The organism is Streptomyces sp. NPDC005263 (genome assembly GCF_042872365.1).
Taxonomy (GTDB): Bacteria; Actinomycetota; Actinomycetes; order Streptomycetales; family Streptomycetaceae; genus Streptomyces.
In genome coordinates this window covers 1-14,312 of record NZ_JBIAKJ010000015.1, presented here as the reverse complement: position 1 = coordinate 14,312, position 14,312 = coordinate 1, and the positions used below count along the sequence as shown (strand labels likewise).

Annotated in this window: 9 protein-coding genes and 4 pseudogenes; 6 read left to right on the top strand and 7 right to left on the bottom strand. The window is 68.9% G+C overall.

Annotation, left to right across the window (positions count from 1 at the left end; genetic code table 11):
* Nucleotides 1-23 precede the first annotated feature (23 nt).
* The gene (locus ACFYRY_RS39810) at nucleotides 24-395 is read left to right on the top strand and encodes a winged helix-turn-helix transcriptional regulator (RefSeq protein ID WP_389157472.1); all 372 of its coding nucleotides are present in this window, start codon (nucleotides 24-26) and stop codon (nucleotides 393-395) included.
* Here ACFYRY_RS39810 and ACFYRY_RS39805 read toward each other — a convergent pair.
* Nucleotides 387-816, bottom strand: a pseudogene (locus ACFYRY_RS39805) (IS5/IS1182 family transposase); the annotation flags it as partial. The gene ACFYRY_RS39810 and the pseudogene ACFYRY_RS39805 sit on opposite strands and share 9 nt — an antisense overlap.
* 64 nt (nucleotides 817-880) lie before the next feature.
* Entirely contained in the window at nucleotides 881-1,561 is a 681-nt protein-coding gene (locus ACFYRY_RS39800; RefSeq protein WP_389157469.1) for a TetR/AcrR family transcriptional regulator, read from the bottom strand.
* A 108-nt stretch (nucleotides 1,562-1,669) separates the two neighbouring features.
* Here ACFYRY_RS39800 and ACFYRY_RS39795 point away from each other — a divergent pair, with 108 nt between their 5' ends.
* Nucleotides 1,670-2,635 carry an NAD(P)-dependent alcohol dehydrogenase gene (locus ACFYRY_RS39795; protein WP_389157466.1) on the top strand — a complete coding sequence of 322 codons (966 nt, stop codon included), beginning with the start codon at nucleotides 1,670-1,672 and terminating at the stop codon, nucleotides 2,633-2,635.
* A gap of 21 nt (nucleotides 2,636-2,656) precedes the next feature.
* On the opposite strand, the pseudogene ACFYRY_RS39790 reads toward ACFYRY_RS39795, so the two are convergent.
* Nucleotides 2,657-3,530: pseudogene (locus ACFYRY_RS39790) on the bottom strand (IS5 family transposase).
* Nucleotides 3,531-3,740: 210 nt separating this feature from the next.
* Nucleotides 3,741-3,961: pseudogene (locus ACFYRY_RS39785) on the bottom strand (transposase); the annotation flags it as partial.
* A gap of 140 nt (nucleotides 3,962-4,101) precedes the next feature.
* Here ACFYRY_RS39785 and ACFYRY_RS39780 point away from each other — a divergent pair.
* Nucleotides 4,102-4,428, top strand: a complete 327-nt coding sequence (locus ACFYRY_RS39780) for a hypothetical protein (protein WP_389157463.1) — start codon at nucleotides 4,102-4,104, stop codon at nucleotides 4,426-4,428.
* A gap of 162 nt (nucleotides 4,429-4,590) precedes the next feature.
* Here ACFYRY_RS39780 and ACFYRY_RS39775 read toward each other — a convergent pair whose 3' ends face one another.
* Nucleotides 4,591-5,592 (bottom strand): response regulator transcription factor, encoded by a 1,002-nt coding sequence (locus ACFYRY_RS39775; RefSeq protein ID WP_389157460.1) that lies wholly within the window; start codon nucleotides 5,590-5,592, stop codon nucleotides 4,591-4,593.
* Nucleotides 5,593-5,744: 152 nt separating this feature from the next.
* A complete protein-coding gene (locus ACFYRY_RS39770; protein ID WP_389157457.1) occupies nucleotides 5,745-9,425 on the bottom strand; it encodes a S8 family serine peptidase in 3,681 nt (1,226 codons plus the stop codon).
* Between the two features lie 604 nt (nucleotides 9,426-10,029).
* On the opposite strand from ACFYRY_RS39770, the gene ACFYRY_RS39765 reads away from it, so the two are divergent.
* The 3 genes from ACFYRY_RS39765 (at nucleotide 10,030) to ACFYRY_RS39755 (ending at nucleotide 13,970) form a co-directional block, all read left to right on the top strand.
* Nucleotides 10,030-10,833: an IS5 family transposase gene (locus tag ACFYRY_RS39765; protein ID WP_389157454.1), complete on the top strand. Its 804-nt coding sequence runs from the start codon at nucleotides 10,030-10,032 to the stop codon at nucleotides 10,831-10,833.
* Between the two features lie 954 nt (nucleotides 10,834-11,787).
* On the top strand, nucleotides 11,788-12,903 hold the full coding sequence (locus ACFYRY_RS39760; protein WP_389157451.1) for a hypothetical protein: 1,116 nt from the start codon (nucleotides 11,788-11,790) through the stop codon (nucleotides 12,901-12,903).
* Nucleotides 12,904-13,520: 617 nt separating this feature from the next.
* Nucleotides 13,521-13,970: a nuclear transport factor 2 family protein gene (locus ACFYRY_RS39755; RefSeq protein WP_389157448.1), complete on the top strand. Its 450-nt coding sequence runs from the start codon at nucleotides 13,521-13,523 to the stop codon at nucleotides 13,968-13,970.
* Between the two features lie 258 nt (nucleotides 13,971-14,228).
* On the opposite strand, the pseudogene ACFYRY_RS39750 reads toward ACFYRY_RS39755, so the two are convergent.
* A pseudogene (locus tag ACFYRY_RS39750) lies at nucleotides 14,229-14,312 on the bottom strand (transposase); the annotation flags it as partial.

Sequence of the window (14,312 nt, the reverse complement as noted above, 5' to 3'; positions counted from 1 at the left end):
GTCTGTCAGGCACCATTTGGTACGTGACGACCGATGCCTTCCTCGCCGACTGCCGCGCACGCCTGGCCTTCGACCTCCTGTCCAACACCTGGAACGCCGTGGTTCTCTGGGCCCTGCGCGACGGTGCCAGGCGTCCGGTCGAACTACGCGAGCAGATCGGGGGGATCAGCTCCAAAGTCCTCACCGAGACGCTGCGGCGCTTGCAGTCCAACGGACTGGTGGACCGGCGGGCACACCCGGGAGCGCCACCGCGCGTTGAGTACCAACTCACAGCTCTGGGACGGACTTTGCTGGCGCCCGTTGACGCTGTGGGAGCGTGGGGCTTCGAGCATGGTGATGAGGTCATGGCAGCCCAGGAAGCCGAATGCACCGCCCCCCAGTGCCCTTCAGAGTGAGCGCAGACGTCTCCAGCAGATGAGTGCGCAGCCGAGGGTGAGGAAGGCTTCGTGAATGTCGTCGCGTATCGCCCAGCGGATGCGAAGGCGGCGGAACCAGTGCAAGTGGGCGAACGCGCGCTCCACGACTCAGCGTTGGGTGCCCAGGCCGGAGCCGTGCTCGGTGCCGCGACGGGCGATCAGCGGCTTCACTCCCAGGGCGGGAGCGGGATGCCAGTGGCGTCGGTGATCAGGTGATGCTTGCTGCCCGTCCTGCCCCGGTCGACGGGGCTTCGTCCGGTCTTGGGTCCCCCTTCAACGCCCGGATGTGGGAGCCGTCGACCGCCGCACGAGAGAAGTCCAGGGCGTTCGCAGCGCGCAGCTTGGCGAGCAGGACCTCGTGCAGCCGGGGCCACACCCCAGCCCCCGTCCACTCGGCTAGGGCCTGTTGCGAAAGTGGCGCGGTCGCCCGAAGGGCGGGCCACGCGGGCAGGCGCCGCTTCGTATCAGGCTCTGGAGGGCCGCTGTCCCTGAGAGCCGTCGGCCGCGAGCGGAAGACTGCGCAGCGACAGTGCGCTCGGCGCCGGCAGCGCTCCGTGGGCCGCCTCGGCGCGGAACGACTGGAGCAAGTACGCCACCAGGCGCCGGGACGCCGCACGGTCACCTGGCAGTGCGGTGACCAGACCGCAGTGGGACAACAGGGCTACGGCAAAGTCGGAGGGGTGGAAGTCGGCTCGCAGCGCGCCCGCCGCCTGAGCCCTGCGGACCAGGGTCATGAAGTCCCGCTCGGCCTGTTCCCGTAGCCGCGCGTGTTCTCGGGTGCTGTCCGGAAAGGCCGCGACGAACGCGGCCGGGAAGCCCCGTTCCTCCCGTTGTAGTTCGCAGACCGTCTCGACCAGCCGCTGGAAGCCCTGCCACGGATCGGGGTCGGCCAGCGCCTCGGTGAGCGCCTGAGCACAGGTGTCCATCTGGTGCTCGAACGCGGCCCGCACCAGGGCGTCCCGCGTCGGGAAACGCCGGTACAGCGTCGCCACGCCGACCCCCGCCCGTCGGGCCACGGTCGCCATGGGCGCGTCGATGCCGTGCTCGGCGAAGACCACGCGGGCAGCCGAGAGGATGCGCCGCCGGTTGCGCCGGGCATCCGCCCGCAGACTGTCCTGCCCCGCGATCCGAGAGGATTCCCCCACCGCTCTCTCTCACCTCCGGTCAGGTGGACGATCTCGTCCGCTTGCCAGCCTACGCTCGGCGCCACGATCCCCCGCACGGCCACTGGTGGCGAAGGTGAGAACCCAACGATGGACGACCGCACGATGAAAGCCGTACTGTTCGACCGCTTCGGCGGCCCCGAGGTGCTGTATGTGGGCCGGGTGCCACGTCCCGGACCGGCACCCGGCGAGGTCCTCGTGCGCGTGCGCGCGTTCAGCGTGAACGGCGGCGAACTGGCGGCCCGTTCCGGTCGGGCCCGCCTGCTCACCGGCCGGAAGTTCCCGCAGCGCATCGGGCTGGACTTCACTGGCGAGATCGCCGCACTCGGCACCGGCGCGACCGGCGTAGCGGTCGGCGACCAGGTGTGGGGCGTCCTGGGCCGCAGCTCCGGATTCGGCAGCGCTGCCGAGTACGTGACGGTACGGCCCGAGCGGCTCGGCCGGGTCCCGGACGGGCTGGACCTCGTGGCCGCAGCCGCGCTGCCGGTGGCCACCACGGCCATCACGGCCCTCCGCGACAAGGCCGCACTGCGCCCCGGCGAACGGCTGCTGGTACGGGGCGCGGCGGGCGGCGTCGGCAACGCCGCCGTCCAGCTCGGACAGGCGTACGGCGCCGAGGTCACGGCCCTGGCCCGCGCTGCCAACCTCGACTTCGTCCGCACGCTCGGCGCCCACCACGCCGTCGACCACCGGGCCGTGTCCCCGGCGGAACTGGGACTGTTCGACGTGGTCCTGGACACGGCGGGCACCGACCTGCGGAGCCTACGGCGGCTGCTGAAGCCCGGCGGACGCATGGTCACCATCGCCCTCGACCTGACGCGGCCCGTCGCGTCGCTGGGCTACATCGCGGCCAGCGCCGTCCACGGACGCGGCCGGGTGCGCTTCTTCAGCGGCAACCCCGAACGTGCGCTCTTCGACGACCTCGCCCGCCAGGTGACGGAGGGGAAGCTGCGGCCGGCGGTGGACACGGTCTTCCCGCTGGCAGAGACAACGGCGGCACACCGGGCGCTGGAGGCTGGCGGGGTGCGGGGCAAGTACGTGGTCAGGGTCGACTAGGGTTTGTTGGGAAGGTGCTGGTCACAGCCACCCGTTGAGGACTGCGACCAACACGGTCGCCTCGTAGCGGACGGCGAGCTTGTCGTATCTCATGGCCACGGCCCGGTGGCGCTTGAGGCGGTTGATCCCGCACTCGACGGCATGCCGCTCGCGGTAGTCGGTTTTGTCGAACTTCGGCGGCCGACCGCCTCGGGAGCCGAGCTTCTGGCGGTTGCGGACGCGGCCGGCGGGGACCGGGATGGTCGCCTTGATCCCGCGTCTGCGCAGGTAGGCCCGGTTGCGGCGGGAGTCGTACGCTCTGTCGGCTCGCACCCGGTCCGGCCGCCTGCGGGGCCTGCCCGGACCAAGGCGAGGTCCCGGACGGCTTCCAGGACCGGCTCGAATTGTGGCGAGTCACCCCGTTGACCGGCTGTGATCACGAGGCTCAGCGGCTTCTGTCCCTGCTCGACGGCAAGGTGGATCTTGGTGGTCAGGCCGCCCCGGGAGTGTCCGAGACCGTGGTCGGCCGGCTCGACGGCAATGCCGCCGGGCGGTTCCTTTTGCAGATCCCTTTTTCCGAGGCCCCGGCGGCGTGCTGGTGGGCCAGGCAGACGGTGGAGTCGACATTCACATCCCAGGTGATCAGGCCTTTCGAGTCCGCCCGAGCTTGGATCTGAGTGACGATCCTGGCCCAGGTGCCATCGCGCTGCCAGCGCCGGAACAGGTCATAGACCCGATCCCAGGGCCCGTAGCGTTCCGGCACATCACTCCAGGGAGCACCGGTACGGGTCCGCCACCGGATGCCGTCCATCAGCTGCCGCCGCGTCCACACCGGCGGACGGCCCGGCTTGATGCCCCGCGGCAACAACGGCTCAAGCCGGGTCCACCGTCCATTCGTCAGATCACCACGCCCCACAGAGCATGATCATCCACAACCAAGATCCACTTGCGCAACAGGCCCTAGGGGGTGTTTCGAAAGTCCTGTGCGGTGCCCGCGGTGTCCGGTGCGTGCTCTCGGCGTGCCGGACGAAAGCCCTCGTACTGGACGTACTTGGGGTTTCGTCCGGTGCGGCGAGAGGGCGTGCCGGGCGCCGTGGGTGCTGTGCGGGGCTTTCGAAACACCCCCTAGGCGCCGCCAGCAGGTCATGCCCGAGCCGAAGCCGAGCTCCTGCGCAGGTGTTCCCAGGCGATCCCGGTGTGCAGCACGACCAGGATGCCCTGGAATACCAGCCGGTCCGGATGACGCTTCCGCCCCGGATGGTGGGCCCGCCGTTCAACCTTCGGCAGCAGCGGCTCGATCACCGCCCACAGCTCGTCGTCAACTTCCCACGGCTTCGGCCGCGCCACCCCGCACCCCCAGATCAGAGCGTGGTGGTGAACCGTGCTGTTGCTCGATGAGCTGCGGTTTTATGGCCGGGCGGGTGTGGTGGGGGCCAGGGCAGGGCAGTCAGCGGACGGTCGGATTTGTCTGTCCGGGAGGTGTGTCGGTGCCATCGGTGATCGCTTTGCTGGAGTGCCGTGAGGCACGGGCGCGGGAAGAGCTCGAGTCCTGGCTGGAGGCGGTGCGGGAGGCCGAGGAGCACGCTGTCGCGGCCCGACAGCGTGTGGACCACGCGCGCATCGCCCGTGAAGAGGTGCTGCGTGCGCTGGCCGAGGAAGGCGAAGGCCCCACCCGGCGCGCGGAGAACGGACCGGGAACGGCATCCGCGCTGAGCAGGGAGGATGACGTGCCGTCAGGATCGGTGGCGGGACCGCACGCACAGGCCCGAATTAACCACCAGCATCCCGTAGGGAGCGCGGCCCGACCGTCGTGAACGACTCACTGCAGGTCACTGCAGGTCGCTGCAGACCGAACGCCTGCAGCACGTTCTGGTCGATCCGGTTGCCGTCCCTGCCAACGGCCCGCACGCGCAGCGGCACGGAGTTCCCGGGGGCCGCCCCCTTGATCAAAACCACCTACCGAACCTGGTGCGGGCTCACACCCAGCCGCGTTGGGAAGCCCGCATCCCCAGCTGGAACCTGCTCGTCGCACCCAGCCGCTCCTGCAGCTCGCTCACCCGTCGCCGCAGGGTCCGCAGACTCACCCCCAGATGGCGAGCCACCGCCTCGTCCTTCATTCCGGCCGCCAGCAGCCGGGTCAACATCCTCTCATTCTCTGAGAGTTCACTGTCGTCGGCCGCCTGGCCCAGCGGCGTCGCCTGCTGCCAGGCCAGCTCGAAGAGCTTCTGCAGGGCCTCGGTCACCGCCGAGTGCCACACCACGACGGCACAGTAGCCGCCGGCCACGGAGGCGGTCAGCGGCAGCAGCGCCCGGCATCCGTCGACCACCAGCAGCTTGAGCGGCACGGACGGCAACACCCGGGCCTGCTCGCCGAGTTCGACCATTCTTAAGGCGCGGGACAGAACCTTCGGATCCTCCAGGCCGGTCGCCGCGTAGATCCCGCGAGAGACGATCCCGCGGTTGAGCAGATCGGCCTGGAGATCCACCTGCGGGGCGGCCGGGGCGAGATACGGCGGAGTGTCGAAAAGGCAGACCTCGTGCTCTGCCCGCGCGTACATCTCCTCGAGGCGTGCCGCGATGGCCCCCTCGCCGGAGGCCACCTCGACCAGCCGGGACGGTTCCTCGCGCAGCAACCCCGCCTCGTACGCGGTCGCCATCTGCTCGGCGGTGGCGGCCAGCAGCTCCGACTCCGTCTCGCGCCGCCGGATCAGCCCGCGAATGGCCACCCGGGGGTCGATCGCCCGCAACCCGCCCATGGAGTCCGGTGGTTGCAGCAGCCCGAGCGTGAGCAGCCGGTTGCAGGCCTCGTGGACCTGGGCCGGGGATGCACCGGTCAGCAACGCCCAGCCGGCCGCGCCGGCGTCGGGTTGGTTGAGGACCGCCTGGTACAGCAGCTCGTCGAACGCGGAGACCCCCACCGCGGCCCAAGGGCTCGCGGCGGGGGTCTGCCCTGCCGTGTCGTATGCCGTGTTCACCATGGCCCGGCACAGTAGACGATCTTTGTTAAGGCTGTTTGTACTGGCCTGGGGCCGTTCACTTCAGGCCGCCTGCTTCAGGCCAACTCCTTCAGGCATCCCCTGCAGGCCGTCTCCTTCGGTGCGTCTCCTTCGGTGCGTCTCCTTCGAGCCCGCTACTTCAGGCCGAACGCCCGCAGTACGGTCTGGTCGACCGCATTGCCGTTCCGGTCGGCGGCCCGCACACGCAGCGACACGAACGTGGCGCCCTTCGGGTGCTTGAGCTTCAGCTCGCCGTGTTTCACCTTCGCCTCCTTCCAGGACGTGCCGTCGTCGTATGAGACCCATGCCTTCAGGTCACCGGCCGTGACGCTGCCCGACTGACTGCGAACGGAGAGTCCGAGCTCCGAGGTGTGCTTGCGGTCAGCACGGTTGAGGAGGTCGAGCCCGTCCACGTCGTAGTCGACCGAGAGCAGCGGCAGCGCCGTCCGCTGGTCCGTGTGCGCCGAGGCGAAGGACCATTCGGTGTGGGTGCCGGTGGAGTACGCGGCCCATTCGGCCGTGCGCCGGGCGTCGAGCACGAGGCGGTACGAGGCCTTCGCCGCCGGGACGTCGAAGGCGCCGAGTCCGCCGAGGGCGGTGTTGCCGACCAGCTGTCCGTCCGCGTACAGCGTGCCCTTCGCGGTGTCCTGGATGTTGTCCACGGACCCGTAGTGCCCCGGCGTGGAGTCATTCAACTCCGGTATCGCGAAGGTGAGTTTGTCGCCGGTTCGCTGGGAGAGGCCGTACTGCTCACTGGTCGCCGGGTGGACGACCTGGCGCAGATAGTCCTCGGTGGGCAGCTTGCCCGCCTTGTCGAAGGTCCGCAGGGCATTCCACTGAGGCTTGAAGGCGTTCATGTCGGGATAGACGGCGTGCCAGATCCGGGTGTCGGAGGAGACGTTGTAGTACTCGGTGCGCTTCGTGCCGAGTGGCATGTTGTCGGTGGTCGCAAGGTCGGTGGACTGGTAGGGACGGAACCTGTACACGGCGTCCTTGCCGACCTGGCCCGCCCGGCCCGCGTGGTAGCGAACCGTCTGCTTCACCGTGTTGGAGCTGTTCAGGTCGTACGTCTGGTCGGCCGAGACGGCGTCCGGCTGCGGGAACATCACGCTGTACACGAACGGGCTGACCGCGGTGCCGTGCAGCTTCAGCTTGACCTTCTTCCCGCTCTTGAGCAGGGCCCCGAGCTTCGCGCCGTCCTCGCCGGTGGCGGTCATGAGCGGGATGGCCGCGCTGTCCACCCAGGAGATCCAGTACCCGGGCGTCTCGTGGTAGGCGAGGACGTAACCGGCCCCGGCAGCGGTCGCGTTGGCCAGTGCCTCGTCCGCCGTCTCAGCGGCTGCCACCCGGACGACCGCCACCTTGCCCTTGACGTCGAGCCCCGCGAAGTCGGCCGGGCTGCCGCTGCCCGCGTCCACGGCCTGGACCGTGCGGTCACCGTTGATCTTCACCGGGAAGCCGCTGGAGGTGTGCGCGTAGTCGAGGGGCAGCGAGTACTTCTCGGGGCTGGTGACGCTCGCCGTCAGCTCCTTGGCGTACAGACGGAACTTCGAGGAGAACTCGAACATGCCCTCGGTGACCTTCTCGGTGGGCGCCACGTAGACGTGGTCGGTCCACCAGCCCTCGTTGTAGGTGATCCCCCAGGCGCTGCCCGGGCCCTCCCGGTGCCAGTTGGTGAGGAAGCCCCGGAACTCGGAGTCCTCCTTGGTCTTCGGCTTGATCTCGACCGCCGTGCGAGCGTCGAGGACGACCTCGGTGTCCTTGTCGACCTTGACCTCCGGGTCGCCGACGACCGACGTGGCGACCTCCAGTCCGGCCGCGTCCAGCTGCGAGATCCAGGCCGCCATGTTGTACGTCCCGGCCGGCACCTTGAAGGTGTAGCCCTTGCTGACGTACCCGTACGTGTCCGGATAGGCGCCGTTCAGTTCCTGCAGCATGTAGATCGACGCCGAAGTGGACGGCTTGCCGTCCCGGCCCACCAGCGACACCTTCAGGTTGTAGGTCTTCGCGAGCTTCTCGAAGCCGACGGCGGTGGTGACCTGCACGCCTTCGGCAACCGCGGTGACGTGGCCCGTGTACCGGCCCGCCGCCTCCTTGGCCGGGTCGACCGTGACCCCGACGGTGGCGGTGCCCTTCGCCGGGACGGTCACGGTGTCCGCTTTCAGGGCGGCATCGGGGAGGGACGAGGAGATCTTCAACTCCACCGCTTTGTCGGTGGTGTTGGTGTACGTGATGTCTTTGCCGACCGCCTCGGTGTCGCTCGCCTTGTACTTGCCGAAGCTCAGCGTCGGCGTCGCGAAGACGCCCTGATTGACCGCCCGTACGGCGTCGACCCGGCCGTCGCCCTGCTCGAACACCGAGTTGACGGTGTTGGTCTTCGCGGTGGTCGCCAGCGCCTGCTTGATCTGCTGCCCGGTCCAGTCCGGATGGGCCTGCGCGACCAGCGCCGCGGCGCCCGCGACATGCGGGGTGGCCATCGACGTACCGCTCGACGTCGTGTAGTACTCGTCGACCGGCGTGCCCATGGAGGTGCCGGCCGCGCGGGCCGCGGTGATGGCCGCACCCGGTGCGGTGATCTCCGGTTTGACCGCCGAGTCGCCGAGGCGCGGACCGCGGCTGGAGAACGAGGCCAGCTTGTCGGACTTGTCGACGGCGCCCACCGTCAGCGCCGAGTCGGCGATGCCCGGGGTGCCGATGCTCTGCTCGGCCGGGCCGGAGTTGCCCGCCGCGATCACGAAGAGGGTGCCGGTGGACGCGGACAGCTCGTCGACGGTCTCACTCAGCACGTCCGAGGGACCCGAGGCCGTGCCACCCAGCGACATCGACACGATCTTCGCGCCGGAGTGCGCCGCCCACTCCATGCCCGCGATGATCCAGGAGTCCTGGCCGCGGCCGTCGTTGCCCAGCACCTTGCCGACGAGCAGCTCCGCGCCCGGCGCCACACCCTTGCGCCTGCCGTCCAAGGCCGCGCCCGAACCGACGATCGTGGACGCCACATGGGTGCCGTGGCCGTGGCCGTCCTGCACCGCCTGGTCCGGCACGAAACTCTTCGACTCCGCGATCTTTCCCGCGAGGTCCGGGTGCCCGGCGTCCACGCCCGTGTCCAGGACGGCGACCTTGACGCCCTTGCCGTCGTAGCCCGACTTCCACACCTCGGGCGCGCCGATCTGCGGCACGCTGACATCGAGGGAGGCTTCGATCTTGCCGTCGAGCCAGATCTTGTCGATGCCCTCGCCGAGCTGCTTCGCGGCCTTCGTGGTGGGTTCGGTGCCGAGGGCGGGAGCGATGTCCGCCCAGAAGGCGGTCGACTTCTTCGCGCTGAGCGCGGCACCGTCGATCGTGGGCAGCGCGAGCGTCCGGCGCGCGCCGTCGGGGGTCGCGCTGCCCTTCGTGTACGTCGCGATCACCGGGGTGGCGCCGGTCTTCGCGTCCGCGTACCCCTGCTTCACCAGCTGGGTGACGTTGAACAGGGCCGGGTCGAGACGGCCCGCGTTCACCAGCGGGATCGCGTCCGTCGGCAGGACACTGACCTCGCCGTCCTTCTCGCTCGACACGAAGGTGGCGGTCTCGCGGCCCTTGCCGCGCTGCACGTCGACGGCGGACTTGCCGTCCGGGCCGGTGCTGAGCGATACGGTGTCACCGGTGATGAGGGTGACGGTCTGCGTCTTCGTGGCCCCGGTCTCGGCGCCGCCCCGCACGGGCGTGGTGTCCGGTGCGCTGACCTGCGATCCGGAACCGGCCGCGGCGGGCGTGACCGCGCCCGTGAGCAGTCCTGCCGCTCCTGCCACGGCCCAGAGGGCGTTGAGTCTTCGCATGGGTGGCTTCCTCCCCTGAACGCTGACGACGCTTCCGGTCTGGTGAGCGGAAGCCAGTGATCAGAGTGAGCGCTCCGCGGAAAGCGGCTCAAGGGAAACCTGTGGCCGAGGAGTGCCAATGCCCCCTTCGGTCACGGGAATTGGCTGTTTACGCAGGTCTTGTCGTCAAACTCCCGTCGGTCGCCCCGGAGGGCGGACCGGCGTTAGGCCGACGCCGGTGGAACCGGTGTGGCCGGAGTGAGAACGAGGAGTCGGAGGCGTCGGTGCGGGAGCCTCCGCATCCCGGCCCACCGGGCGAGGCCCTAGCCTCGCCGTTTCGGTTGGTGTGATGGGAGTGTGGTGGTGAAGCGATTGGCGTTCGGCTATCTCGGTGTGGGTGATGCCTCGCATACAGGTGCTGGTGATGGGGTGGGCATGAAAGAGCGGGTCCCTCGGTAGAGACGTGGTTGTCGAGACCCGGCTCGTTCAAGGAGACCCGCTGCGCACGCAGTTGACCACTTCCGATGCCGCATGGTCCATTCCGGCCCCTCTTCCGTGTGACTGCTACGTGCACCTGTACGGGGCGATCGCTGCGGGGCGGCGTGCTGAACGCTATCCCACCGACATGACCGACGCGGAGTGGACCCAGATCCGTGCGTCGGTGCCGGCCCCGGCCTGGCTGGAGGGCCGCGGTGGGCGCCCGGAGGCGTTCTGCCACCGAGAAATGGTCGACGCAGTCCGCTACGTCGTCGACAACGGGGCGAAGTGGCGCGCTATCCCCGCCGATTCTCCCTGGTGGCGGGCGGTGTACGACTTCTTCCGACGGTGCTGCCGGCACGGTTACGTGTGCGAGCTGTACCAACGGCTGCGGAGCATCGAGCGACAACAGAAGGGACGGCCCGCCGAGCCGAGTGCCGGGATCATCGACGCGCAGTCAGTGGACGGCGCGGACACCGTCACCGACGACAGCCGCGGCTATGACGGCGCAAAATCACGCGACGGCAGGAAGCGCCACATCCTGACCGACACGCTGGGCCTGCTGCTGGAAGTCACCATCACCGCGGTCAACGTGCACGACTCGGTGGCCGCCCCGGACCTGCTGGAGCGGTTCATGACCGCGCCGGGCCGACTATTGAAGCTGGTCTGGGCCGACAGCGCCTACCAGGGCCAGGCCCTGGCGCAGGCGTTCGCCCGGCACGGGGTGAAGGTCGAGGTCGTGCGGCGAAGGGACGGGCAGAGGGGGTTCGTGGTGCTCGCGCGCCGTTGGATTGTGGAGCGCACCTTGGGGTGGCTGTCACGGGCCCGCAGGCTCAACCGCGACCACGAGCGCCGCCGCGATCACCACGAGCAGATGGTGTGGTGGGCCGGCCTGCTCACCCTGACCCGGCGGATGGCGCGGCAGCGCCTGCACTGGCAGACCTGCCGGTAGACCCCCGACAGCACCTCCTCGCCCAGACCGGCCCGCCAGGCCGGCGGCCGCGGATCACGGTCCGAACTCCCACCCGTCCCGGCGGGCACCGCCTGCTGCACGGTCACTGGCACAGCCGTCACCGACCCGACCGGTCCCGCCACCGATCCTGACGGCACGTCATCCTCCCTGCTCAGCGCGGATGCCGTTCCCGGTCCGTTCTCCGCGCGCCGGGTGGCGCCTTCGCCGTGACTGCCCTGCCCCGGCACCCACCACACCCGCCCGGCCATAAAACCGCAGCTCATCGAGCTACAGCATGGTTCACCACCACGCTCTCAACCATCCCGGAGTGATCCAACCACTGCGAAGATCATTTCATGAGGAACTTGCCCCAGGACGGGGCGTTCTCGCAGTCCGTGGGAGGGACGAGTTGGGGGCCGACTGGTACACGAGTGGCCGCCCTGGCTCACTTATCGGCCAGGCCGGTGCCCGTGTCGACTACCCGCACCTTGACGGACTTCCCTGAAACGCCATTGACCACCACCACTCGGCCACACGCCTCGCGGTTCGACCCCATCACTCCGGGCTGATTGCCACGACCATCTCGTTGTTGCTGTGAAATCCGATGGTGAGCCTCAAAGGCAACCCGGACGACCATGCCGCGGACTGAGCTCAACTCGCTTTGAGGCACCGCATAGAGCCGGGAACTCACACTGCGGGAAGTTCACGCAAGGGTTTGACCCCCTCTACGCGTCCGGCCGGGCCGTTTGAGACGGTTGGATGATGCACGCACTTGATGGAAGAAGGCCAGTCACTCGCACCGCGTCCGTCCTGGCGGCATTACTGCTGCTGCTGTCCGGGGCTCTCGCCGCCTGGCCCGGAAAGGCTCACGCGGCATCGCCGCCCGCGGACGAGTTGTCGCCCGCCACGTGGAACATGCAATACAGCCGGGACAACTGGAACAGAGCGTGGGATTTGAGCCAACCGCACCACGTGGTCGCGCTTCAGGAACTGCCGCAGGCTCTGCCCGCGGAGGTGCAGGGACAGCAACCACGGGTGCAGGGGAACGTCGAGCGTTACACCTGGCAGAGGGGAGACCGCCAGCGCTACCTCTACGTCCTTCGGCAGCCGTCACGGACCCTCGGTATGGTCACGTCTTTTCAGTCGGACGTGTATTTCGAGATCACCTCCCCCTACCGGTCGATGCTGGCAGTGGTCGACATGACCCGAAGCATGATGTTCGCCTCGGCTCACGCCTCCGCCGGGCGCCGTGACCCGTACAGCCCCGCCGGTGCGGACGCGCCCGCGCTCCTTCGCCGAGCCGAGGACACTGCACGGATCGCCGGCATCGACTGGATGGTGCTGGGTGACTTCAATCGTGAGCCCCGGCGGCTGTTGCCGGACATACCGAACGGCAGCCGCATCTACAACAGTGGTCGGGCGACCCATCGAAGCGGCAGCGAGCTGGACTACGGCGTGTCTAACGTGACCACCGACCGGTGGCAGGCGGGCGTCGGGCCGAACGCGGCCAGCGACCACTGGCCCGTCGAGTTCGGCACGCTGCGGGCCGCCGGGGACAACGGAGTAGCGGTCCACAACGTCGGCAACGGCGAAGATCTGGGCGTCTGGGGCGCCGGATCACGCGACGGCACCCCTGCGAGCACCGAACCGGTGTCCCCAAACCAGGACGAGGACTGGGTGTTCCAGCCGTCCAGTATCTCCCAGGACGGCAAGAAGAAGACGTACCGGATCGTCACCATGACGTCACCGGCCAGCAAGCCCAAGTGTCTCGACGTCGAACACGGCCCGTTGGGACGGCCCGGCGATCGCTACGTCCTCCAGGACTGCCGCCCCCTCCAGCACCCTCCGGGGCTCCCGGACCTTGGCGCCAGCCAGAACTTCACCCTGTCCTCCCCTGACCCGCGCCTTCCCAACATGCACGTGCTCACCAACGAGGCCACCGGCTTCGACGCCTCCGTCCTGGGCCGGGCGCCAGCCCTCGGACACTGGATCGGCCAGGGAGACACGCACCCGGACGACGCCCGCACGTACTACTTCTACCTCAACCCGGTGACGGCCGGTCCCTCGTAACCAGTCCCGCGAAGTCTTACCCCGGGCCGCAGCCGCCGCGGCGGCTGCGGCCTCACGACCGTGACGTCCTGGGCGTACGGCTCCCCTGCGCCGCCACGCGGCGGCGCCGTCGAGCGGGGGCCTCTGGTTCGCACGGGCGTGGACCGTCGCGCTGTCCACGGTGGGCCGCTACGGCATTCTCCTGGCTGAGCGTGCGCACAGCGGCGTCACGCACACCTCCGCGCTGATGTACCTCACGCCGGTGACGACGTCAGCAGCACTGCCAGGCTCGGCTGCGCCGCACTGCCCACGGCGAGTGGGACGTACCGCTGCCCACTGAGGAGGCCCCACACGCGCCGAGAACCCCCTCCAGCCGGTACGGACCGGTCCGGGCGGGATCACCAGGCCCCAGTGGTCGAGGTGGTGGCGGCGCGGTCGGCCAGCCCAGCTATCGGGACATGCCGACCCCACCCCCGTTGAACTGCCGCCCATTGTTCGAGCGATCGACAGCGTAAACAAACCCCGCACCCCCGAACCCCAGGCTGATCCCACGCGACTTAGCGGACACAACGACCGCGTCGCACGACAATGTCTGATTGCCGCCAGCAAGAGCTGTCTTTGCTGATCATGCTGGCGGCATGACGATGTCATCCACTACGGACTCATTGGCAGTCCTCACCGGCATGTACGCGGCTGAGGCGGAGTATCTCGCGGCCGGCGGCCCTGGGGAGGCTTCGTTCGACCTGCTCGCCCCCTTCTTCGCGCCGAATGTCGAGTTGCATCAGGCAGATGCTCTGCCCTATGGCGGCACTTGGCGTGGGCACGACGGCATGACGCAGTTCTTCCTCATGATGGGACAGGTGTGGGAGTCGTTCGACATGGTGGACCAGACGTTTCTTGCCACCGGTGAGACTGCGGTGGTGCTCACACAGGTCCGTGCGCGCGTCCGTGCGACCGGCCGTGAACTCAGCTTCCCGATCCTGCAAGCGATCAAGGTCAAGAACGGGCGGATCACCGAGGTGCGTCCGTTCTACTGGGACACGCGGGCTATCGCCGACGCCTGCACCATGCCGACGCCAACTGACTGAGCTCTTCTGCCAATCCGCTTGCCACAGCCACTCGCGGTTCGAACAGCAGTACCTTTGCCTCGTGGCAACTTCGTACTCCCCCCAAAAAAAACCTGACCGACGCTCAGGACGAACTCCGTCAGGTCCGCGCTGATCTGCAGACGTTCCACCGGCGGGTGCCGTGGTCGGCCGAACCGCCGGACGCGTGGGAGACACACGAGGACGCCTGACGGCCCGCCTCCCCCGGCTGGGATCCCCAGGACGCGGCCTAGTGCCGCATCAGGCAACGTTCGCCCTGTTCACCACGTCACGGAGGCGGTCGTCGGCAGCATGCTTGTTGCGCCAGATGATGTAGCGGCGGAT